At 69.2% G+C, this 20,650-nt stretch carries 19 protein-coding genes; 16 read left to right on the top strand and 3 right to left on the bottom strand.

Features of this window, described 5'->3' with window-relative positions:
• Positions 1–31: 31 nt before the first annotated feature.
• The 5 genes from ACEUEL_RS10580 (at position 32) to ACEUEL_RS10560 (ending at position 4,752) form a co-directional block, all read left to right on the top strand.
• Entirely contained in the window at positions 32–1,048 is a 1,017-nt protein-coding gene (locus ACEUEL_RS10580) for a TRAP transporter substrate-binding protein (protein WP_405704570.1), read from the top strand.
• Positions 1,049–1,202: 154 nt separating this feature from the next.
• Positions 1,203–1,784, top strand: a complete 582-nt coding sequence (locus tag ACEUEL_RS10575; protein WP_405704568.1) for a TRAP transporter small permease — start codon at positions 1,203–1,205, stop codon at positions 1,782–1,784.
• Entirely contained in the window at positions 1,781–3,061 is a 1,281-nt protein-coding gene (locus ACEUEL_RS10570) for a TRAP transporter large permease (protein ID WP_405704566.1), read from the top strand. The genes ACEUEL_RS10575 and ACEUEL_RS10570 overlap by 4 nt, the downstream gene beginning before the upstream one ends.
• A gap of 39 nt (positions 3,062–3,100) precedes the next feature.
• Positions 3,101–4,138 carry an L-idonate 5-dehydrogenase gene (locus tag ACEUEL_RS10565; protein WP_405704565.1) on the top strand — a complete coding sequence of 346 codons (1,038 nt, stop codon included), beginning with the start codon at positions 3,101–3,103 and terminating at the stop codon, positions 4,136–4,138.
• Positions 4,139–4,215: 77 nt separating this feature from the next.
• Positions 4,216–4,752 carry a gluconokinase gene (locus ACEUEL_RS10560; protein WP_405704563.1) on the top strand — a complete coding sequence of 179 codons (537 nt, stop codon included), beginning with the start codon at positions 4,216–4,218 and terminating at the stop codon, positions 4,750–4,752.
• Between the two features lie 25 nt (positions 4,753–4,777).
• On the opposite strand, the gene ACEUEL_RS10555 is transcribed toward ACEUEL_RS10560, so the two are convergent.
• Genes ACEUEL_RS10555 through ACEUEL_RS10545 form a run of 3 tightly spaced genes read right to left on the bottom strand, consistent with a single transcriptional unit; the run spans position 4,778 to position 7,810 of the window.
• Positions 4,778–5,860, bottom strand: a complete 1,083-nt coding sequence (locus tag ACEUEL_RS10555) for a sensor histidine kinase (protein WP_405704561.1) — start codon at positions 5,858–5,860, stop codon at positions 4,778–4,780.
• 4 nt (positions 5,861–5,864) lie between these two features.
• Complete coding sequence (locus tag ACEUEL_RS10550) at positions 5,865–6,278, bottom strand: response regulator (protein WP_405706715.1); 414 nt, start codon at positions 6,276–6,278, stop codon at positions 5,865–5,867.
• A 29-nt stretch (positions 6,279–6,307) separates the two neighbouring features.
• The gene (locus ACEUEL_RS10545; protein WP_405704559.1) at positions 6,308–7,810 is read right to left on the bottom strand and encodes a sensor histidine kinase; all 1,503 of its coding nucleotides are present in this window, start codon (positions 7,808–7,810) and stop codon (positions 6,308–6,310) included.
• A 238-nt stretch (positions 7,811–8,048) separates the two neighbouring features.
• Between ACEUEL_RS10545 and ACEUEL_RS10540 the strand changes: the two genes are divergently transcribed.
• The 11 genes from ACEUEL_RS10540 (at position 8,049) to ACEUEL_RS10490 (ending at position 20,648) form a co-directional block, all read left to right on the top strand.
• Positions 8,049–9,392: a sensor histidine kinase gene (locus ACEUEL_RS10540; RefSeq protein WP_405704557.1), complete on the top strand. Its 1,344-nt coding sequence runs from the start codon at positions 8,049–8,051 to the stop codon at positions 9,390–9,392.
• Between the two features lie 4 nt (positions 9,393–9,396).
• Positions 9,397–10,425 carry an NADH-quinone oxidoreductase subunit B family protein gene (locus tag ACEUEL_RS10535; protein ID WP_405704555.1) on the top strand — a complete coding sequence of 343 codons (1,029 nt, stop codon included), beginning with the start codon at positions 9,397–9,399 and terminating at the stop codon, positions 10,423–10,425.
• Between the two features lie 5 nt (positions 10,426–10,430).
• On the top strand, positions 10,431–11,888 hold the full coding sequence (locus tag ACEUEL_RS10530; RefSeq protein ID WP_405704553.1) for a nickel-dependent hydrogenase large subunit: 1,458 nt from the start codon (positions 10,431–10,433) through the stop codon (positions 11,886–11,888).
• Positions 11,889–11,897: 9 nt separating this feature from the next.
• Positions 11,898–14,183: a carbamoyltransferase HypF gene (hypF, locus tag ACEUEL_RS10525; protein ID WP_405704551.1), complete on the top strand. Its 2,286-nt coding sequence runs from the start codon at positions 11,898–11,900 to the stop codon at positions 14,181–14,183.
• A gap of 173 nt (positions 14,184–14,356) precedes the next feature.
• Positions 14,357–15,478, top strand: coding sequence for a hydrogenase small subunit (locus tag ACEUEL_RS10520; RefSeq protein ID WP_405704549.1), 1,122 nt, complete (start codon positions 14,357–14,359; stop codon positions 15,476–15,478).
• Positions 15,475–17,286 carry a nickel-dependent hydrogenase large subunit gene (locus ACEUEL_RS10515; protein WP_405704548.1) on the top strand — a complete coding sequence of 604 codons (1,812 nt, stop codon included), beginning with the start codon at positions 15,475–15,477 and terminating at the stop codon, positions 17,284–17,286. Before ACEUEL_RS10520 ends, ACEUEL_RS10515 begins: the two co-directional genes overlap by 4 nt.
• A gap of 11 nt (positions 17,287–17,297) precedes the next feature.
• Positions 17,298–18,047: a Ni/Fe-hydrogenase, b-type cytochrome subunit gene (cybH, locus tag ACEUEL_RS10510; RefSeq protein WP_405704546.1), complete on the top strand. Its 750-nt coding sequence runs from the start codon at positions 17,298–17,300 to the stop codon at positions 18,045–18,047.
• A 300-nt stretch (positions 18,048–18,347) separates the two neighbouring features.
• A complete protein-coding gene (locus ACEUEL_RS10505) occupies positions 18,348–18,965 on the top strand; it encodes a HyaD/HybD family hydrogenase maturation endopeptidase (RefSeq protein ID WP_405704545.1) in 618 nt (205 codons plus the stop codon).
• 5 nt (positions 18,966–18,970) lie between these two features.
• Positions 18,971–19,303, top strand: coding sequence for a HypC/HybG/HupF family hydrogenase formation chaperone (locus ACEUEL_RS10500; RefSeq protein WP_405704543.1), 333 nt, complete (start codon positions 18,971–18,973; stop codon positions 19,301–19,303).
• Positions 19,300–19,761, top strand: a complete 462-nt coding sequence (locus ACEUEL_RS10495; RefSeq protein ID WP_405704541.1) for a thioredoxin domain-containing protein — start codon at positions 19,300–19,302, stop codon at positions 19,759–19,761. Before ACEUEL_RS10500 ends, ACEUEL_RS10495 begins: the two co-directional genes overlap by 4 nt.
• An 8-nt stretch (positions 19,762–19,769) precedes the next feature.
• Entirely contained in the window at positions 19,770–20,648 is an 879-nt protein-coding gene (locus ACEUEL_RS10490) for a hydrogenase expression/formation protein (protein WP_405704540.1), read from the top strand.
• Positions 20,649–20,650 lie beyond the last annotated feature (2 nt).

The following is a 20,650-nucleotide window of genomic DNA, read 5'->3' as shown; positions in this document are numbered from 1 at the left end:
AAGAACAACAACATTCCCAAGGAGAAAACCGATGAAATCCTACTTCGGAATGCGTCTCGCCTCGCTGGCCGTGATGGCGGCGACGGCCGCGCTCGCCGCGTCCCCGGCAGCTGCCGAGATCAAGGCCAAGATCGGCCATGCCATGCCCGACAGCCATCCCCAGGCGGCGGCGATGAACAAGTTCGCCGAGCTGGTGTCGACCTACACCAAGGGTGACGTGAAGGTGCAGACCTATCACGGCGCCCTGCTCGGCAGCGACGAGAAGCAGCTGCAGGCGACCCAGGCGGGCACGCAGGAGTTCTACATCGGCACGCTCGCGCCGCTGTCGACGCGCGTGAAGGAAGTGCAGGTGTGGGACCTGCCCTTCATGTTCCAGAACACCAAGGAGGTCTATGCGGTCCTCGACGGCGCGTCCTCGAAGAAGATCTTTGAGAAGATCGAGCCGACCGGCCTTGTCGGTCTCACCTGGACGGGCATGGGTTTCCGCAATCTCTCGAACAGCCGCCACGCCGTCACCAAGCTCGACGACATCGCCGGGCTGAAGCTCCGCGTGATGGCCAATCCGGTGGCCCTCGACACCTGGAAGACGATCGGCGCCAATGCCACCCCGATGCCGTTCTCGGAGGTGTTCCCGGCGCTTGAGGTCAAGGCGATCGATGGCCAGGAGAACCCGCTCCTGCACATGTACGCCAACAAGATGCAGGAAGTGCAGAAGTACATCTCGCTGACCAACCACGTCTATACGCCGGTGGCGCTGGTCGCCTCCAAGAAGTTCTGGGAGAAGCTCTCCCCGGCTGACCAGGACGCGATCCGCAAGGCGGCGGTGGAAGCGGGCCTCTACCAGCGCGAATTGCTCGACGCGGGCGACAAGGACGTGATCGCCAAGTTCAAGGAAGCGGGCGTCGAGGTCGATGCCGTTCCCGCGGAGCAGCTCGCCAAGATCCAGGAGCAGGTGAAGCCGGTGGTCGCGAAGTTCAAGCCGCAGATCGGCGACGAGTTCGTGGACGGCTTCTACGCCGAGATCGCCAAGGCGCGCGGCAGCAACTGACGATGAGGCGCCGGGACGCTCCCGGCGCGTCGCATACCGCCTGAAATCGGCCCTGAGTTCCTGTCGTTGCCCTCGCGCCGCTGGCGCGACGGCAGCGGCGGGCGCCCGGCCGGCAGCTGGCCCGCACGTTTGTCCCTTTCGCTGAGGTGCTCCGATGAACCAACTGCTCAGGTTGGCGATCGCTGCGTTCTATCGCCTGCTCGAAGTCGTCATGGTCATCTGCATGGTCGTGATGCTGGTCATGGTCTTCGGCAATGTCGTGCTCCGGATCGTCTTCAACACCGGCATCGATTTGTCCGAGGAGATGCCCCGCTTCGCCTTCGTCTGGCTGACCTTTCTCGGCGCCATCGTCGGCCTGCACAAGCGGGCCCATCTCGGCGTGGACATCGTTGTCCGGGCGCTGCCGCTGCTGGGCCGCAAGCTCTGCTGGGGCATCAGCCAGGCCATCATGTTGGTCTGCAGCCTCTACATTCTCTACGGCACCTGGCTGCAGCACGAAATCATCGCGGGCAATGCCTCGCCCGTCGCCCAGATCTCGACGCTCTGGGTGTACGGCGTCAGCTACGTGACGGGCGCGGCCATCGCCGTCATCTGCCTCGCCAATCTCGTCCGTCTCCTCCTCGGCCATGTGAACGAGGATGAACTGATCGACGTCAACGAAGAGGGCATGTCGGAAATCGCCGAGGTCGAACACGAGCTCGTCGAGCAGACTGCGCGCAAGGGGAGCCCGTCGTGATCGTCTTCGTTTTCGTCGGATCCCTGCTCGCCCTCATGGCGCTCGGCATGCCGGTGGCGTTCGCGCTGATCGGCTGCGGGCTGGTGATGATGTTCTACATGGGGTTCACCGATCCCCAGATCATCATCCAGAACATGTGGGACGGCGCCAACAGCTTCCCGCTGCTCGCCGTTCCCTTCTTCATGCTGGCCGGCGAGTTCATGAACGCCGGCGGCATGACCCGCCGCATCATCACCATGGCCATGGCCTGGGTCGGCCATATCCGCGGCGGCCTCGGCTATGTCGCGGTGATGGCCGCGGTGATCATGGCCTCGCTGTCGGGCTCGGCCGTGGCCGACACGGCGGCGCTCGCCTCGGTGCTGGTGCCGCTGATGCGCAATGCCGGTTACGATGTGAACCGCTCCTGCGGCCTCATCGCCTGCGGCGGCATCATCGCGCCGGTCATTCCGCCCTCGATCGGCATGATCATCTTCGGCGTGACCGGGGGCGTCTCGATCACCAAGCTGTTCATCGCCGGCATCGTGCCGGGCATCCTGATGGGCCTGGCGATCATGCTGGCCTGGCGTTGGTGCATCAAGAAGGACAACCCGCGGGTCGAGCCCCGGCTGTCCTTTCCCGAGCGCCTGAAGGAAACGCGCGATGCGTTCTGGGCCCTGCTGCTCCCGGTGGTGATCGTCGGCGGTCTGAAGTTCGGCATCTTCACGCCGACCGAGGCCGCGGTCATCGCGGCGATGTACTCGCTGTTCGTGGGTCTGGTGATCTACCGCGAGATCAAGGTCCGCGACCTGTTCCACCTGATCTATCGCGCCGCCGAGACCACCGCCGTCATCATGTTCCTGGTCGCCGCCGCGGGCGTGTCGGCCTGGCTGATCACGACGGCGGACATCCCGCAGCAGCTCGCCGAGATCGTCGCCCCGTTCATGGACAGCCCGATCCTGCTCATGACCATCCTGATGATCCTCGTGTTCATCATCGGCACGGCGCTCGATTTCACGCCGACGGTGCTGATCCTGACGCCGGTGCTGATGCCGGTGATCAAGCAGGCGGGGATCGATCCGGTCTATTTCGGCGTGCTGTTCATCATGAACAACGCGCTCGGCCTGGTGACCCCGCCGGTCGGGACCGTGCTGAACGTCGTCTGCGGCGTCGCCAAGGTGCCGATGAGCGGCGTCATCCGCGGCGTGCTGCCCTTCCTCATCGCGCAGACGATCGTGATGTTTCTGCTGGTCGCCTTCCCGCAGATCGTCATGTGGCCGCTTGCCTGGATGACCCGCTGAGCGGGTCATCCTCTTCCCTGCATTCAAGGACCTATCGCCATGCGTGCCATCGTCATCCACGCCCCGCACGACCTGCGCATCGAGCCCATGCCCGCCACCGCACCCGGCCCCGACGAGGTGGTGGTGCGGATGGGGGCGGGCGGCATCTGCGGGTCCGATCTGCACTATTTCCACGCGGGGGGCTTCGGGACGGTCCGCCTGAAGCAGCCCATGGTGCTCGGCCATGAGGTGGCCGGCACGGTCGCCGCCGTCGGATCATCGGTGACGGCCCTGGCCGTCGGCGACAAGGTGGCGGTCAACCCCAGCGGACCGTGCGGGGCGTGCGAATATTGCCGGCGCGGCCTGCGCAACCAGTGCCTCGACATGCGGTTCTATGGCAGCGCGATGCGCTTTCCCCATGTCCAGGGCGCCTTCCGCGAGGAGATGACGGTGCCGGCGGCGCAGGCCTTGAAGGTGGCGCCCGACGTGGAGCTGGGGCTTGCCGCGCTGTGCGAGCCGTTCTCGGTCGCGCTGCATGCGGTGGCGCAGGCCGGCGACCTCGCGGGCAAGACGGTGCTCGTCTCGGGATGCGGCCCGATCGGATGCCTCGTCATCGCCGGCGTCCGGCTGGCCGGCGCTGCGGAGATCATCGCCACCGACATCGCCCCCGAGGCGCTGGCGATCGCCGCCCGCCTCGGCGCGACGCGCTGCGTCGATGTCTCGAACGGTACCGATGCGCTCGCCGACCTGGGCGAGAACAAAGGCCGCGTCGACGCCGCCATCGAATGTTCCGGCAACGGCCGCGCGCTGACGACGGCCATCGAACTGGTGCGTCCGCGCGGCGCCATCGTGCTGGTCGGCCTTGGCGGCGACCTGTCGCTGCCGATGAACAGCATCGTCGCCAAGGAGCTGCAGATTTCCGGCAGCTTCCGCTTCGACCAGGAATTCGCCATCGCCGCCGAGCTAATCTCGTCCGGCACGGTCGATCTCAGTCCCTTGCTGACCGGCAGCTTCCCGATCGAGGAGGCGCCCGCCGCCTTCGCGCTGGCCTCGGATCGCCGCAAGGCGATGAAGGTGCAATTCCGTTTCGGCGGCTGATGCGGAGGCGGCCGGCTCCCGGGAGGGGGAGCCTGCACCGGCGTTTCGCCATCGGATCGACAGGACCTGGAGACGGCATGCTGCCCGATTTCATCGTGGTGATGGGGGTGTCGGGCTGCGGCAAGAGTGCCGTGGCCGAGGAACTCGCCGCGCGGATCGCCGGCGTGTTCCTGGAAGCGGACCTCCTGCACAGCCCGGAAAACGTCAGCCATATGCGCGAGGGCCGCGGGCTCACCGACGCGATGCGCTGGCCCTGGCTGGCCACCGTCTGCGACGCCGCGGTGCACGCCCCGCGGCGGCCGGTGGTCATCGCCTGTTCCTCGCTCAAGCGGGCCTATCGCGATTTCCTGCGCGAGCGGCTCGATGGCGTCCGCTTCGTCTTCCTCGACGGGCCGCGCGACCTCATCGCCGAAAGGATGCGCCAGCGGCCCGGCCATTTCGCCACGGTGTCGCTGCTCGACAGTCAGATCGCGACGCTCGAGCGGCCGGGTCCGGACGAAGAGGTCGTCGTCGCCTCGATCGCGCTGTCGCCCGGCGAGATCGTCGCCGCCGCCTGCGCGGGGCTTGGCTTGCCTCCCGTTGCGGGTGCCGATCCGGCCCGCGGGAGAATCTGAACGCCGGGGTGCGGCGCGCCCCCGCCTAGAGCGGCAGGCGCAGCCGGATGCGGGTGCCGCGTTCGGGCGCGTCATAGATGAGCTCGGCGCCGAGGCTCGTGGCCATCGCCTTGACGACGCGGCTGCCCAGGCCGGTCCCGCGTGCCGGACCTTTGCCGCGCCAGCCGATGCCGTCGTCCTCGATCGACAGTTCCGCCATGTTCGGCCCGACGACGTCGAGCCGCACCCGAATCTCGCCGGCGCCATCGGGGTAGGCGTATTTGCAGGCATTGGTGACGAGTTCGGTGACGATGACGCCGATCGAGACCGCCTTGTCGGTCGGCACCGCCATCGCTTCCACGCCCGCCCGCACGGACGCGCTGTGCCCGGCTTCCCGCAACGACACCGTCAATTCCTCGATCAGCCCGGTGAGATACTCCCGGATCTCGACGGTGCGGACATCGTGCGAGGTATAGAGGCGGCGGTGGACGCCGGCGATGGCCATGATGCGGGCCTGCGTCTCCGAGAGCGCGGCCTTGGCGGCGCTGTCGCTCAGGGCGTTGGCCTGCAGGCGCACCAGCGCGGCGACCATCGACAGGCTGTTGGCGACGCGGTGATTGACTTCCGCCAGCAGCGTCTCGGTACGCTCCAGCGCGACGCGAACCTGCCGCTCCGCTTCCTCCTTGGCGCGGATGAGGCGCGCCTTGTCGACGGTCTGGTCGATGGCGCTGCCGAGCAGTTCGAGGAACTCGTCGTCGATGCTCTTGGCGACATAGTCGAAGGCGCCCGCCTTGAGGGCGCGCACCGCGACGCTGGTCTCGGCCGATCCGGTCACATAGACGACGGGTGGCGGCGTCTGGTGTTGCGCCAGAGCGGCCAGCACGTCGAGACCGGTGCCGGTCGGCAGGAAGTGGTCCAGCGCCACGACGTCGATCCCGCCCTCGGCGATGCGGGCGAGGCCCGACGCCGCATCGGCGGCCGTCACCACCGCGTAGCCGCGCCGGGACAGCGAGCGCTGGACGAGGCGGGCCAGCGCCGGGTCGTCATCGACATACAGCACCCGCAACGCGGCGTCCGGACGGGCCGTGTCGTCCGGCGGGGAGGGGGCAGGCGCGGCATGAGCGATCATCGGTTCACGCGGTCTCCGGTACCTGCATCACGGCGAAGAACAGGCCCAGCTGGCGGATGGCGTTGGCGAAGCCGTCATAATTGACCGGCTTGGTGATGTAGACATTCGCGCCCATGTCGTAGCAGCGCTGGATCTCGCGGGCGTCGTCGGTCGTCGTGAGCACCACGACCGGCGAGCGCCGGGTGTGCGGGTTGCCCTTCACCTTTTCCAGGATGTCGACGCCGGTCATGTCCGGCAGATTGAGGTCGAGCAGAATGAGGAGCTGCCGCCCGCTGCTGACCTGGCCGCTGCCGTCGCTGCCGAAAAGGAACTCGAGCGCGTCCGTGCCGTTGGTGAAGGGAATGATGTCGTTGCTGACGCCGGCGCGACGGATGTTGCGCTCGATGAGGCGGGCGTGACCTTCGTCGTCCTCGATCATCACGATCGTTACAGGCTTGGCGTCTTCCGTCACGCTGATTCACTCCCGACAAACGCCCGCACATCGCGCGGCAAATCTACTGTGAAGGTGGTTCCCTGTCCAAACCGTGAACTCACCTTCACGTCGCCACCCAGCCGACGGACAAGCGTGCGCACATAGGCGAGGCCGATGCCTTCGCCTGCGGTGTTCTGTGTGCCGGAACGCCGGAAAAGCTCGAAGACCCGCTCGTGGTCCTGCTCGGCTATTCCGCGCCCGTTGTCGGCGATGTCGATCACCACCCTCCCTCTCGAGGCCATGTTGGCGGTAACGCGTATCAGCAGGGATCGTTCCGGCGCACGGTATTTTACGGCGTTGTCGAGCAGGTTGCCGATGATCTGCTCGAGCGCGAGCCGGTCGCAGATCAGCGTCGGCACCTGCGAGGCGATCTCGATGCGGCCGCCATTCTCGGTGAGCTGGTGGGCGATGGTCTCGCTGGCGTTTCTCAGCAGCGCGTCGAGACTGAGCGTCTCGGGCTTGAGCGTTCGCCGTCCTTCGCGCGACAGCTTGAGGATGGCGTTGATGAGCCCGTCCATCTTGCGCGTCGACGAGCGGATGAACCCGAGGGCTTCCGGCACGTCCTCCTCCGCTGCGCGGCGGGCATCGACGAAGGAGGGGTCGACGATGTCTGGGGGCAGGGTGGCGACGAATTTCTGCAGATCGGCGATGCTGGCCTCGAGCTCGCTGGTGAAGCCCATGATGTTGACCAGCGGCGCCCGCAGATCATGCGTGACGATATAGGCGAACCTCTGGACCTCCTCGTTGGCGCGGGAAAGGTCGGCGGTGCGCTCCTTGATCCGTTCCTCGAGGCCCGCCGCCAGTTCCTTGAGTTCGGACTGGGCGGCCGTGAGCTCGCGGGTGTAGCGCACGATGGCCATCGACCCCGCCAGCGTGACCGCGAGGATGAACAGCCCGCCGCCGACCACCGTCCACCACAGCGTCTGGGCGCTGCCCCGCTGATCCGCAAGGCCGTCGTTGAGCCGGTCCTCGGCGGTGGTGACGAGCTTGGCGAAAATGGCGCGCGCCTCGTCCATCAGCTGCTTGCCGGCATCGCTGCGCACGATGGCCAGGGCGTCGTCGGTGCGGCCCGCATTCTTCAGGGCGATGGTTTCGCTCAACTCCGCGACCTTGCGGTCGATGATCGGCACGAGGCGCCCGACCTCCGCACGCGTGGCCGGATCCTGAAAGGCATCGGCGGCGGCCTCCAGCCGTTGCTCGCGCAGGGTGATCGCGGTCTTCGCCGCCTCGAACGGCGCCAGATAGGCATCGTCGCCGGTCAGCAGATAGCCGCGCTGTCCGGTTTCGGCGTCCTGCACGACGGTGAGGAGATCGACCGTCCGGCTGCGCAGCGTCCGCGCCTTCACGACCGCTTCCGTGTAGGCCTGCGTGCGGTTGACCAGCCAGATCGAGGTCCCGACGATGGCGACGAGCGCGACCATCCCGCAGGCCAGCAGGATGAGCGTCGCGCGAATGAAGGAGAGTCGGGAAATCGCCATTGTCCCTCCTGGACGGCTTCTTCCCCGCTACATCGCACGCCGGATGAGCCTCCGAAAGCGTTGAAATCCATCGAGGTGCCATGCCACCGCGGGGGGGGGGCGCGGTCGCGCGGTGCGCCCGGAGCGGCCTGCCGGCCGGCACCCGCCGTCCACCGCATTGCCCAAACGCGGGCGTCGCCCTAGTCTCGGGCGCCGTCCGCCAGCAATGGAACCGCCGGTCGGCCGCAGGGAAGGGTGCATGCCGGACAAGCTGGACACGTCTCGGCCTTCCGGGCGCGCGGTGGCCGCGCCCGCCGATCACGCCGACGAGGCGTGGATCGCGGTCATCCGGAAGATCGACGAGACCTATGCCGAGCTGGTCGCCCAGCAGGTCGCGCTCGAGCGCAAGAACGCCGAGCTCGAGGAGGCGCAGACCTTCATCGCCGGGCTGATGGCGTCCATGACGGACATTCTGATCGCCTGCGATCTGGCCGGTCGCATCGAGCAGGTGAATGTCGCCGCCGAACGCGTCTTCGACCGGCCGACCGGCGAACTCGCCCGCACCCATCTGGCCGAGCTGCTGGCGCCCGAATCGCCCACGCACTTCGATCATCTGCGCGGCGCCATCGAGCAGCGCACGCGGGTGAGCGACCGGGAACTGGTGTTCAACACCCGCGAGGGCCCGTTTCCGGTGTCCGCCAACGGCGCCGTGCGCTTCGATGCGCGGGGGCGCGCGGTCGGCCTCGTGCTGGTGTGCCGGCCGATCGGGGAGCTGCGCAAGGCCTATACCGATCTCGAGGCCGCCCATGAGCGGCTGAAGCAGACCCAGCAGCGCCTCGTCCATTCCGAGAAGATGGCCTCGCTGGGCCGTCTCGTCGCGGGCGTCGCGCACGAACTCAACAACCCGATCTCGTTCGTGTACGGCAACGCCCACACCTTGCGCCGCTACAGCGAGCGCCTCACCGCCTATGCCGAGGCCGCCTCGCGCGGTGTGGACGCGCGGGCGCTGATGAAGCTGCGCCAGGAGCTGAAGCTCGACACAACCCTCGCCAACATCAACGGCACGCTCGACGGGATGCTGGAGGGGGCCGAGCGCGTGCGCGACATCGTCGCCGACCTGCGCCGCTTCTCGGCGGACCGGCCCGAGGTGCGCGAGCGCGTCGACCTCGCCGCCCTGGTCCGCGCCGCGCTGGAATGGGTCGCGAAGGCGCAGGCGCGGGACATCGAGACGCACGTCGATGTGCCGGAAGGGCTGGTCACGATCGGCCATCCCGGCCATATCCACCAGGTGCTCATGAATCTCGTGCAGAACGCCGTGGACGCCATGGACGGCCAACCCGTCCGCCGGATCGAGATCACCGGCCGTGGCGGCGACGAGTTCGTGCTCGCGGTCCGCGACACCGGCCCCGGCATCGCGCCCGACATCGCCTCCCGCATCTTCGACCCCTTCTTCACCACCAAGCCGGTGGGCAAGGGCACCGGCCTCGGGCTCTCCATCAGCTACCGCATCGTGGAGGAGCATGGCGGCCGCCTCGAAGCGTCCAATCATCCCGATGGCGGCGCGGTGATGACGCTGCGCCTGCCGGCCGTGGCGGAGGTGTGATCCGATGAGCGATGCGGCAACGGCGCGGGCGGGCGGGTTCAACGTCCTGTGGATCCAGTCCGGGGGGTGCGGTGGCTGCACCATGTCGCTGCTCTGCGCCGAGGCGCCGGACCTCGTCGCGACGTTGGCGAGCGCCGATATCCGCCTGCTCTGGCACCCGACCCTCTCGGAAGAAACCGGGGCGGAGGCTCTCGTCCTGTTCGACCGCATCATCGCGGGCGACCTGCGCCTCGATGCGCTCTGCGTCGAGGGCGCCCTGCTGCGGGGCCCCAACAACACGGGGCGCTTCCATATCCTCGCCGGCACCGGTGTCCCGACCATCGACTGGGTCCGCCGGCTGGCGGCGCGGGCGCGGCACGTCGTTGCCGTGGGCACCTGCGCGGCCTATGGCGGCGTCACGGCGGCCGGCGTCAACCCCACGGACGCCTGCGGCCTCCAATATGACGGCCGGCGGCCGGGCGGCGCGCTCGGCGCCGAGTTCCGGGCGGCGGGCGGCCTGCCGGTGATCAATGTCGCGGGCTGCCCGACCCATCCCAACTGGATCACCGAGACGCTGATGCTGCTGGCCGCGGACCTGCTCGGTGCCGGCGACCTCGACGTCTATGGACGCCCGCGCTTCTACGCCGACCATCTCGTGCATCACGGCTGCCCGCGCAACGAATATTACGAATACAAGGCGAGCGCGGAGAAGCTGTCCGATCTCGGCTGCATGATGGAGCATCTCGGCTGTGTCGGCACGCAGGCGCACGCGGACTGCAACACCCGGCTGTGGAACGGCGAGGGCTCCTGCACCCGCGGCGGCTATGCCTGCATCAACTGCACGGCGCCCGAGTTCGAGGAGCCGGGCCATGCCTTCCTCGAGACCCCGAAGATCGCCGGCATCCCGGTCGGCCTGCCCACCGACATGCCCAAGGCCTGGTTCGTCGCGCTGTCCTCCCTCGCCAAGGCGGCGACGCCGGACCGGCTGCGGCGCAACGCGGTGAGCGATCACGTGGTGACGCCGCCGGCCGTGCGCGACCTCGGGCGGCGGTGACGGGCGTGGCGGAGCGCGAGGGTCAGGCCCGGCTGGTGGTCGGCCCGTTCAACCGGGTCGAGGGCGATCTTGAGGTCCGCCTCGATATCGCGGACGGCCGCGTCGACGCCGCTTTCGTGACCTCGCCGCTGTTCCGCGGCTTCGAGCGCATCCTCGAGGGGCGAGACCCCAACGACGCGCTGGTCATCGCGCCGCGCATCTGCGGCATCTGCTCGGTATCGCAGTCGCATGCGGCGGCGCTGGCGCTCGCCGGGGTGCAGGGGATCGCGCCGACGCGCAACGGCCGGATCGCCACCAACCTGCTGGTGGCGACCGAGAACGTCGCCGACCACCTCACCCATTTCCACGTCTTCTTTATGCCGGACTTCGCCCGCGCGGCCTATGCCGGCCGGCCATGGTTCGCGACGGCGCACGCCCGCTTCAAGGCGGGGCAGGGCACGTCGGTGCGGGCGGCGCTGGCGACGCGTGCCACGCTTCTGCACGTGCTGGGCCTGCTCGCCGGCCGCTGGCCGCACACGCTGGCGATCCAGCCGGGCGGCGTCACCCGCGGCGCCGACGCGCGCGACAAGATGCGGCTCGCGGCGACCCTCGGCGCCGTTCGCCAGGCGCTGGAAGAGCGGTTGTTCGGGGTGCCGCTGGAGCAGGTCGCCGGCCTGTCGGAGCCGGCCGAACTCGCCGCCCTGCGCGCCGGGCAGAGCGATCTGGCGCTGTTCCTCGCCATCGCCGAGGACCTCGCGCTTGAAAGGATGGGGCGGGCCTATGACCGCTATCTGAGCTATGGCGCCTATCCCGGCGAGAGCCGGCCGCTCTATGCGCGTGGAACCTTTGCGGTTGACGGCGTGTCCGGGCTCGACACCGGCGCCATCACCGAGGATCACACCAACGCCCGGATGGAGGGGCGCTGGCGCCCGCACCACCCGTTCGAGGGGTTCACCTTTCCCGATGCCGCCGACGAGACCGGCTACAGCTGGTGCAAGGCGCCCCGGCTCGACGGGCTGCCCTACGAGACCGGCGCGGTGGCGCGCCAGCTCGTCGATGGCCAGCCGCTGCTGCGCGCCATCGTCGCGGCGGGCGGGGGCAGCGTGTTCGCGCGGGTCGTCGCCCGCCTGGTCGAGACGGCGCGGACCCTCGTCGCCATGGAGCAGTGGGTGCGGGAACTGGAGCCGGGGGCGCCGTGGTGCGCCCGCGCGATTCCGGCCGGCGCCGGGCGGGCGGCCGGCCTCACCGAGGCGGCGCGCGGCGCGCTCGGCCATTGGCTGAGGGTCGAGAACGGCCGCATCGCCGGCTACCAGATCATCGCGCCGACCACCTGGAACTTCTCGCCGCGCGATGCCGCCGGCGTTCCGGGACCGCTGGAAGCGGCGCTGGTCGGCGCCCCTGTCCTGCGCGGCGAAACGACGCCGGTGGCGGTGCAGCACATCGTGCGCTCCTTCGATCCGTGCATGGTCTGCACGGTGCATTGAGCCGCGACGATGCCCGCCGAGGAAATCCGCGTGCGCGGGCTGGTGCAGGGGGTCGGCTTCCGCCCCTTCGTCTGGCGCCTCGCCCGCCGGCTCGATATCGCCGGTGAGGTGTCGAATGTCGGCGACGCGGTGCTGATCCGCGCGCGCGCCGGGTTGGAGACGCTCGATGCCTTTGCCGTTGCCCTCGACGCCGAGGCGCCGGCGCTCGCGCGCGTGCTGTCGGTCGAGCGCACGCCGATCCCCGACTTCGCGGCCGACGGTTTCGTCATTGCCGCCAGCGCGCCGGGCACCATCTCCGCCGGGGTCGTGCCGGACATGGCCACCTGTCCCGCCTGCCGCGCCGAGATCGACGATCCGGCCGCCCGCCGCCACCGCTACGCCTTCGCCAACTGCACCGAGTGCGGGCCGCGCTTCTCGATCGTCGAGGGCCTGCCCTACGATCGCGCCGCGACCACCATGCGCGGTTTCACGCTGTGCCGGGACTGCGCGCGCGACTATGGCGACCCGGCCGACCGCCGCTTCCACGCCCAGCCGATCGCCTGCCCCGTCTGCGGACCGCGGCTGACGCTCGAGGTCGCCGGTATCGAGGTAGCGAGCGATCCGCTGGAGGAGGCCGGGCGGCGGCTGGCGGCGGGCGCGATCCTCGCGATCAAGGGCATCGGCGGCTTCCACATCGCCTGCGACGCGACCTGTGAGGCCGCCATCGCCGAACTGCGCCGCCGCAAGCACCGCCCGGCCAAGCCGCTCGCCGTGATGGTGCGTGACCGGGCCATGCTGGACAGGCTGTGCGAGGTCGGACCGGCCGAGGCGGAGGCGCTGGGCCACCCGTCGGCGCCGATCCTTCTGGTGCGCAAGCGCGCGGATGCGGACCTCGCCCCCGCGCTGGCGCCCGGGCAGGACCGGCTTGGCGTCATGCTGCCCTACACGCCGCTGCATCACCTGCTGATGCAGGCGGTGGACCGGCCGCTGGTGATGACCAGCGGTAACCGGTCGGGTGAGCCGCAGGTGTTCCGCGACGCGGAGGCGCGCGAACGCCTTGCCGGCATCGTCGACGGTGTCCTTGTCCATGACCGGCCGATCGCCCGGCGGCTCGACGACAGCGTGGCGCGGGTCGCCGCCGGCCGGCTGCGGATCCTGCGCCGGGGGCGGGGTCTCGCCCCGGCGCCGCGCGAGCTGCCGCCCGGCTTTGCCGATGCGCCGGCCGTGCTGGCGCTTGGAGGCGAGCTGAAAAGCGCCATCTGCCTCACCATGAGCGGGCGGGCGCTGCTCTCCCAGCATCTCGGCGATCTCGACGAACTGGCGACGCAGGACGCCTTCGCCACCGCCATCGCCGACTGCACCGCCCTGTTCGACCACAATGCGGAAGCGGTCGCGATCGACCGGCATCTGGACTACCGCGCCAGCCGGCTCGGCGCCGCGCTGGCCGCCGAGCGCGGGCTGACGCTGGTCGAGGTCCAGCATCACCACGCCCACATCGCCGCCGCCATGGCAGAGAACGGCTGGGCGCGCGAGGCCGGCCCGGTGATCGGGATCGCCCTCGACGGGCTCGGCCTCGGCGACGACGGCACGGCCTGGGGCGCCGAAATCCTGCTGTGCGATTATGCCGGCAGCCGGCGGCTGGCAGGCCTCAAGCCGATCCCGTTGGCAGGCGGCGATGCCGCGAGCCGCGAGCCCTGGCGGGTGCTGCTCGCCCATCTCGACGCGGCGCTGCCGGCGGCGGACGTGCCGGCGCATTTGTTCGAGGGCCTCCCGGCGGCCACGCTCCGGGCGATGATCGCGGGCGGTATCAATGCGCCGCTCGCCAGCTCCGCCGGCCGGCTGTTCGACGCGATGGCGGCGCTGCTCGGCTGCGCGCCCCGCCGCCTGTCCTTCGAGGGCGAGGCGGCGATGGCGCTGGAGGCGCTGGCGGGGCGGGGGAGGGACGACGCGTCGGCCTATCCGTTCGCGATCCGGACGGACCGGGACCCCCTCGTCATCGATCCCGCCCCGATGTGGCGGGCGGCGCTGGCGGACCGCGCGGCCGGGCACCCGCCGGCGGCGATCGCGCGGCACTTCCACGCCGGCCTCGCCGATGCCTTCGCCGACCTCGCGGCCGATCTCGCCCGCCGCCACCGCGTCGAAGCGGTCGCGCTCTCCGGCGGCGTCATCCAGAACGCCCTGCTGCTCGAACGCCTGGTCGGACGGCTGGAGCGGCGGCGCTGCCGCGCGCTGGTCCCCGCCGAGGTGCCGGCCAATGATGGCGGCCTCGCCTTCGGGCAGGCCGTCATCGCCGCGGCCCGGCTGATCGGGCGGTAAGCGGCTTTCCGCTCGGAGCGGAAAGCGGTCTTCCGGCTTCCGCGGGGCTCGCGCGGCGTCGAGATATAAATATCTGTAATCAAATAGCTTTATGCTGTGGCACGGTGGTTGCTGCTGTCTCTCCGACCGGGAATGCCTCGACGCCCCGGCGCAACAATCGGAGGGACCGCCGCATGGCCGGGCTTGAGACGTTCTACGAGGTGATGCGACGCCAGGGCATCACCCGCCGCTCGTTCCTGAAATACTGTTCGCTCACCGCCGCCGCGCTCGGCCTCGGCCCGGAGTTCGTGCCGCAGATCGCCCATGCCATGGAGACCAAGCCGCGCACGCCGGTGCTGTGGCTGCATGGGCTGGAATGCACCTGCTGCTCGGAGAGCTTCATCCGCTCGGCCCATCCCCTCGCCAAGGATGTCGTGCTGTCGATGATCTCGCTCGACTATGACGACACGCTGATGGCCTCCGCCGGCCACCAGGCCGAGGCGATCCTCCATGAGGTGATGGAGAAGTATAAGGGCAACTACATCCTCGCCGTGGAGGGCAATCCCCCGCTGAACGAGGACGGCATGTTCTGCATCATCGGCGGCAAGCCCTTCCTCGACCAGCTGAAGATGGTGGCGAAGGACGCCAAGGCGGTGATCTCCTGGGGCTCCTGCGCCTCGCATGGCTGCGTGCAGGCGGCGCGCCCCAACCCGACCCGCGCCACCCCGGTGCACGAGGTCATCACCGACAAGCCGATCATCAAGGTGCCGGGCTGCCCGCCCATCGCCGAGGTGATGACCGGCGTCATCACCTACATGCTCACCTTCGACCGCATCCCCGAGCTCGACCGGCAGGGGCGGCCGAAGATGTTCTATTCCCAGCGCATCCACGACAAGTGCTACCGCCGCCCGCATTTCGACGCCGGCCAGTTCGTCGAGGCGTTCGACGACGAGGGCGCGCGCCGGGGCTACTGCCTCTACAAGGTCGGCTGCAAGGGCCCGACCACCTACAACGCCTGCTCCACCACCCGCTGGAATGACGGCGTCTCCTTCCCGATCCAGTCCGGCCACGGCTGCATCGGCTGCTCCGAGGACGGGTTCTGGGACAAGGGCTCCTGGTATGCCCGGCTCACCGATCTGCACGGGGTCGGCTTCGGCATCGAATCCAACGCCGACCGGGTCGGCATGGCCGCGGCCGGCGTCGTCGGCGGCGCGGTCGCGGTTCATGCCGCGGTGAGCGCGCTCAAGCGCGCCCGGCACCAGGGCGGCGATCTTCAGGACAAGGCCGGCAATGGCCACACGGGAGGAGCGGCATGACCATCCAGACGCCGAACGGCTTCAGCCTGGACACCTCCGGCAAGCGCATCGTGGTCGATCCGGTCACCCGCATCGAAGGCCATATGCGCTGCGAGGTGAATGTCGACGCCAACAACGTCATCCGCAACGCGGTCTCCACCGGCACCATGTGGCGCGGGCTCGAAGTCATCCTGAAGGGCCGCGACCCGCGCGACGCCTGGGCCTTCGTCGAGCGCATCTGCGGCGTCTGCACCGGCTGCCACGCGCTCGCCTCGGTGCGCGCCGTGGAAGACGCGCTCGACATCAAGATCCCCTACAACGCCCACCTGATCCGCGAGATCATGGCCAAGGTGCTGCAGTGGCACGACCATGTCGTGCACTTCTACCACCTGCACGCGCTCGACTGGGTCAACCCGGTCAACGCGCTGAAAGCCGATCCCAAAGCGACCTCGCAGCTGCAGCAGATGGTCGGGCCGGACCACCCCATGTCCAGCCCCGGCTATTTCCGCGACATCCAGAACCGGCTGAAGAAGTTCGTCGAGAGCGGCCAGCTCGGCATCTTCAAGAACGGCTACTGGGACAACCCCGCCTACAAGCTGCCGCCCGAGGCGGATCTGATGGCGGTGACGCATTATCTGGAGGCGCTCGATTTCCAGAAGGAGATCGTCAAGGTCCACACCATCTTCGGCGGCAAGAACCCGCACCCGAACTACATGGTCGGCGGCGTGCCCTGCGCCATCAACATGGAGGGCGACATGGCGGCCGGCGCGCCGCTCAACATGGAGCGCCTCAACTTCGTCCACCAGCGGCTGATCGAGGCGTTCGAGTTCTCGAAGAACGTCTATGTGCCCGACGTCATCGCCATCGCCTCCTTCTACAAAGACTGGCTCTATGGCGGCGGCCTCTCCGCCACCAACGTCATGGACTATGGCGACTACGAGCTGGTGCCGGGCGACAAGAAGACCGACCAGCTGCCCGGCGGCGTGATCCTCAACGGCAACTGGGACGAGATCCACCCGATCGATCCGCGCGACCCGGACCAGGTGCAGGAGTTCGTCGCCCACAGCTGGTACAGCTATGGCGACGAGACCAAGGGGCTGCACCCCTGGGACGGCGTCACCCAGCCGAAATTCGAGCTCGGCCCCAATTTCAAGGGCACCAAGACGGATATCCGCGAGCTCGACGAGAGCGCGAAATATTCGTGGATCAAGGCGCCGCGCTGGCGCGGCAACGCGGTCGAGGTCGGCCCGCTCTCGCGTTACATCCTCGCCTGGGGCCACAACGTCACCTATGTGAAGGATCAGGTGACCGACGCGGTCGGCCGGTTCAACGCGCTGGCCGGTACCAATCTCACGCCGAAGCAGGCGCTGCCCTCCACCATCGGCCGCACGCTGGCGCGGGCGCTGGAGGCGCATTACTGCGCCAAGATGATGCTGGAGGATTTCGAGCGGCTGATCGGCAACATCAAGGCCGGCGACCGCTCGACCGCCAATGTCGAGAAGTGGGATCCCGCGACCTGGCCGAAGGAGGCCAAGGGCGTCGGCACGGTGGCCGCCCCGCGCGGGGGCAATGCCCACTGGATCCGCATCAAGGACGGGCGGATCGAGAACTACCAGTGCGTCGTGCCGACCACCTGGAACGGCGGCCCGCGCGATCCCAAGGGCAATATCGGCGCCTTCGAGGCCTCGCTGATGAACACGCCGATGGAGCGGCCCGAGGAGCCGGTCGAGATCCTGCGCACGCTGCACTCGTTCGATCCGTGCCTCGCCTGCTCGACCCATGTCATCTCGCCCGACGGGGACGAGATGGCCCGCGTCACCGTGCGCTGAGGGAGGCGGCGATGAGCAGCATCGATCCCGCCGTCTCCGCTCCCGTCCACGCCCCGCCGGCATCGCCCGTTGCCGGCGAGACGGTCGGGCGGGTGAGCGCGGTCTATGTCTACGAGGCGCCGGTGCGGCTGTGGCACTGGACCAACGCCGCGGCGATCACCGTGCTGGCGCTGACCGGCTACCTGATCGGCTCGCCGCTGCCGACCATGACCGGCGAGGCCAGCCAGCATTACGTGATGGGCACCATCCGCTTCCTGCATTTCGCCGCCGGCTACATCTTCGCCGTCGGCTTCCTGTTCCGCATCTACTGGGCGTTCGTGGGCAACCACCATGCCCGCCAGCTCTTCGTGCTGCCGTTCTGGCGCCGCTCCTACTGGGTCGGCCTGTTCGAGGAGGCGCGCTGGTATCTCTTCCTCGAGGCGCGGCCGAAAAAATATGTCGGCCACAACCCGCTGGCCCAGTTCGCCATGTTCTGGGCGATCGGGGTGGGATCGGTGTTCATGATCGTCACCGGCTTCGCGCTCTATTCGGAGGGCGCCGGGCCGGGCAGCTGGCAGGACAAGCTGTTCGGCTGGGTCATCCCGCTGCTGGGCGGCAGCCTCGACGTCCACACCTGGCACCATCTGGGCATGTGGGTGATCGTGCTGTTCGTGATCGTGCATGTCTACGCGGCGATCCGCGAGGACATCATGTCCCGTCAGTCCATCGTCTCGACGATGATCTCCGGGGTCCGCACCTTCAAGGACGACGATCCCGACTGACATCCAATCCCGGCCTCCCGGGATCCGCCGTGTGGGGACACGGTCGGTATTGGGGCGCGGCTTCGGCTGCGCCCCATTTTTCTTTGGACGTCATCTTTCCGATTTTGGGTAGAGTGGAAAGAAAGTGTCCATCCGGCGAGTGCGCGTCGCAACCCTGAAATTTGAATAATCCATATTTTTCAGTATATTGATGCTGCCGATGCGGGTTGGCACGCGACTTGAAATGGAAGCATGTGAAAGAAGCGGCGGCAGACCGCTTTACGTCAAGGGCCAGGAAATCCGCTCGGGGAGACGTCGCGCATGGACGACGAACGCATACTCGTGCTCGGCATCGGCAACATACTCTGGGCCGACGAGGGCTTCGGCGTCCGCGTCGTCGAGGCGCTCGACGCGCGCTATCGCTTTCCCGATCGCGTCGACCTGCTCGATGGCGGCACCCAGGGGCTCTATCTGCTGCCCTATATCGAGGATGCCGCGGCGGTCATCATCGTCGACGCCATCGATTACGGCCTGCCGCCGGCGACCTTGAAGGTGCTGCGCGACGACGAGGTGCCGGCCGTGCTGGGCACCCGCAAGGTCAGCCTGCACCAGACCGGCTTCCAGGAAATCCTCGCCCTGCTGCAGCTGCGCGGGCGCGCGCCGCGCCGGCTGCGCCTCGTCGGCGTGCAGCCCGAGCGGCTCGACGACTATGGCGGGGGCCTCACCCCGGCGGTCGCGGCGCGCATCGAGCCGGCGATCGCCAAGGTGCTGGACCTGCTCGCCGACGAATTCGGCATCGCCGCCGAGCCGCGGAACTCGCTCGCGGACTTCACGCCGCCGGCGATCTCGCGCGAGGCCTATGAGCAGGGCCGCCCCGGCACCGACGACGCCTGCCGTATCGGCGATGCCCGCGTGCTGGCCGGCTGGCATCGGGGGTAGGGGCCATGTGTCTCGGCATTCCCATGCGGATCGAGGCGATCGAGGGCTGGATCGGCACCTGCCGCGACGGCGAGGCCCGCCACGCGATCGACCTGGCCCTGCTGCCCGAGGCGCGGGTCGGCGACCATGTCCTCACCTTCCTCGGCGCCGGCCGCCGCCTGCTGGACGCCGAGGAGGCCCGGCAGATCGCGCAGGCGCTCGCGGCGGTCGCCGCCGTCATGCGCGGCGAGACCGCCGGCATCGATGCCGCCTTCGCCGATCTCGTCGGCCGTGAACCGGAGCTGCCGCCGCATCTCGCCGCCCAGCGGGCCCTCGACCCGGAGGACATCACGCCGTGACCCATACCCTCGCCGACCATTCCGGACCCGCTCCGGCCAACCCCGCCCGCCCCGACACCGTCCACCCGCTGGTGGGGCGGCTCATCGACGCTCTCGGCTATGCCTGGATCGACGCCGAGCCGCTGCCCGACTGGACGGCCGGAGCCCGGCTGCTGCTGCTGCCCGCCCATGGCCGCCCGCATGACGAAACGCCGGATCTCGCCGTGGTGCTGCCCGAGCTGGTGGCGGCGCTGCGGGCGGATGGCGGCGCGGTGGCGGGGCCGGCCTGCGAGCGCGCCTTGCGCGAGCGTCTCGGCGGCATCGCCCTTCCGGCCATCGTCGTGCTGCGCGGGCGCGAGCCGGTCGGCTCGCTGTCGCGCATGCGCGACTGGGACGAGTTTCTCGAGCGGCTCGCCCCGCTCGTCGCCCTCGCGCGGGAGGCATCCGCTCCGCCCGTCGCTGTTTCGATCAATTCGTGAGGCACCCCATGGCATCGCTGCCCTATGCGACGGTCCCGCCCATCGGCTACGGCCCCGGCAGCCAGCCGGAGGGCGAGGACGGCCTGGCCTACCTGCCGATGCCCTCGGGCATGCGGACCTACGAGCCGCATCTGCCGCAGATCGAGGATGTCGAGCGCGCCCGCCCGGCGCTGGCGGCGCTGGAGGCGATCGCCGCGGCGCTCGCCAGCTGGAGCCCCAACGGCTCGACCACCATCGCGCTCGACGGGCTCGACGCCGCCGGGCGGGCGCTGGTCGACGAGACGCTCGGCGAGGGCGAGGTCTCGGTGCGGGTCGAGACGCCCGGCGGGCATGTGGAAATCCAGGAAGCGACGCTGGCGGGGGTCTGGCGGGTGCGCAGCCTCGCCGCCCGGCCGGGCAGCGCGGCGCCGGCCAGCACGGAGCGGGTGGAGGTCGCGGCTTTCCCGCGCGGCGCCATCCTGCGCGCCTTTCCCCGCGAATGGCCGGTGGATGCGGGCTATGCGACGGCCCAGCGCCCCGGCGTGATCAACGCCCCCGCCATACTCGCCGAAGTCGCCCACAAGAGCCGCAACCGCCGCCCGGGCGCGGCGCCCTATGTCCTCAACCTCACCTTGCTGCCCGTCACGCCGGAAGACCTCCTCGCCATCGAGGCCGGGCTGGGGCAGGGCGGTGTGGTCATCCTCTCCCGTGGCTACGGCAATTGCCGGATCGACGCGACCGCGACGCGCGATGTCTGGCGGGTGCGCTACTTCAATTCCGCCGACGCGCTGATCCTCGACACGATCGAGATCGTCGACGTGCCGATGGTGGCCTGCGCGGCGCCGGAGGACATTGCCGATTCCGCCGCCCGTCTGGCCGACATCCTCGACGTCGTGCGCGGAGGGTAGCG

The sequence above is a fragment of the Ancylobacter terrae genome (assembly GCF_045108345.1).
Taxonomy (GTDB): Bacteria; Pseudomonadota; Alphaproteobacteria; order Rhizobiales; family Xanthobacteraceae; genus Ancylobacter.
This window is presented reverse-complemented; position numbering and strand designations above follow the sequence as displayed.

Excerpts from the sequence above, each read along its gene's own strand:
- ACEUEL_RS10520 (WP_405704549.1), top strand. The coding sequence starts at position 14,357 with ATGGCCGGGCTTGAGACGTTCTACGAGGTGATGCGACGCCAGGGCATC.
- ACEUEL_RS10565 (WP_405704565.1), top strand. The coding sequence starts at position 3,101 with ATGCGTGCCATCGTCATCCACGCCCCGCACGACCTGCGCATCGAGCCC.
- hypF (WP_405704551.1), top strand. The coding sequence starts at position 11,898 with ATGCCCGCCGAGGAAATCCGCGTGCGCGGGCTGGTGCAGGGGGTCGGC.
- ACEUEL_RS10560 (WP_405704563.1), top strand. The coding sequence starts at position 4,216 with ATGCTGCCCGATTTCATCGTGGTGATGGGGGTGTCGGGCTGCGGCAAG.
- ACEUEL_RS10535 (WP_405704555.1), top strand. The coding sequence starts at position 9,397 with ATGAGCGATGCGGCAACGGCGCGGGCGGGCGGGTTCAACGTCCTGTGG.
- ACEUEL_RS10515 (WP_405704548.1), top strand. The coding sequence starts at position 15,475 with ATGACCATCCAGACGCCGAACGGCTTCAGCCTGGACACCTCCGGCAAG.
- ACEUEL_RS10555 (WP_405704561.1), bottom strand. The coding sequence starts at position 5,860 with ATGATCGCTCATGCCGCGCCTGCCCCCTCCCCGCCGGACGACACGGCC.
- ACEUEL_RS10490 (WP_405704540.1), top strand. The coding sequence starts at position 19,770 with ATGGCATCGCTGCCCTATGCGACGGTCCCGCCCATCGGCTACGGCCCC.
- ACEUEL_RS10500 (WP_405704543.1), top strand. The coding sequence starts at position 18,971 with ATGTGTCTCGGCATTCCCATGCGGATCGAGGCGATCGAGGGCTGGATC.
- ACEUEL_RS10545 (WP_405704559.1), bottom strand. The coding sequence starts at position 7,810 with ATGGCGATTTCCCGACTCTCCTTCATTCGCGCGACGCTCATCCTGCTG.
- ACEUEL_RS10580 (WP_405704570.1), top strand. The coding sequence starts at position 32 with ATGAAATCCTACTTCGGAATGCGTCTCGCCTCGCTGGCCGTGATGGCG.
- ACEUEL_RS10505 (WP_405704545.1), top strand. The coding sequence starts at position 18,348 with ATGGACGACGAACGCATACTCGTGCTCGGCATCGGCAACATACTCTGG.
- ACEUEL_RS10540 (WP_405704557.1), top strand. The coding sequence starts at position 8,049 with ATGCCGGACAAGCTGGACACGTCTCGGCCTTCCGGGCGCGCGGTGGCC.
- ACEUEL_RS10575 (WP_405704568.1), top strand. The coding sequence starts at position 1,203 with ATGAACCAACTGCTCAGGTTGGCGATCGCTGCGTTCTATCGCCTGCTC.
- ACEUEL_RS10550 (WP_405706715.1), bottom strand. The coding sequence starts at position 6,278 with ATGATCGAGGACGACGAAGGTCACGCCCGCCTCATCGAGCGCAACATC.
- cybH (WP_405704546.1), top strand. The coding sequence starts at position 17,298 with ATGAGCAGCATCGATCCCGCCGTCTCCGCTCCCGTCCACGCCCCGCCG.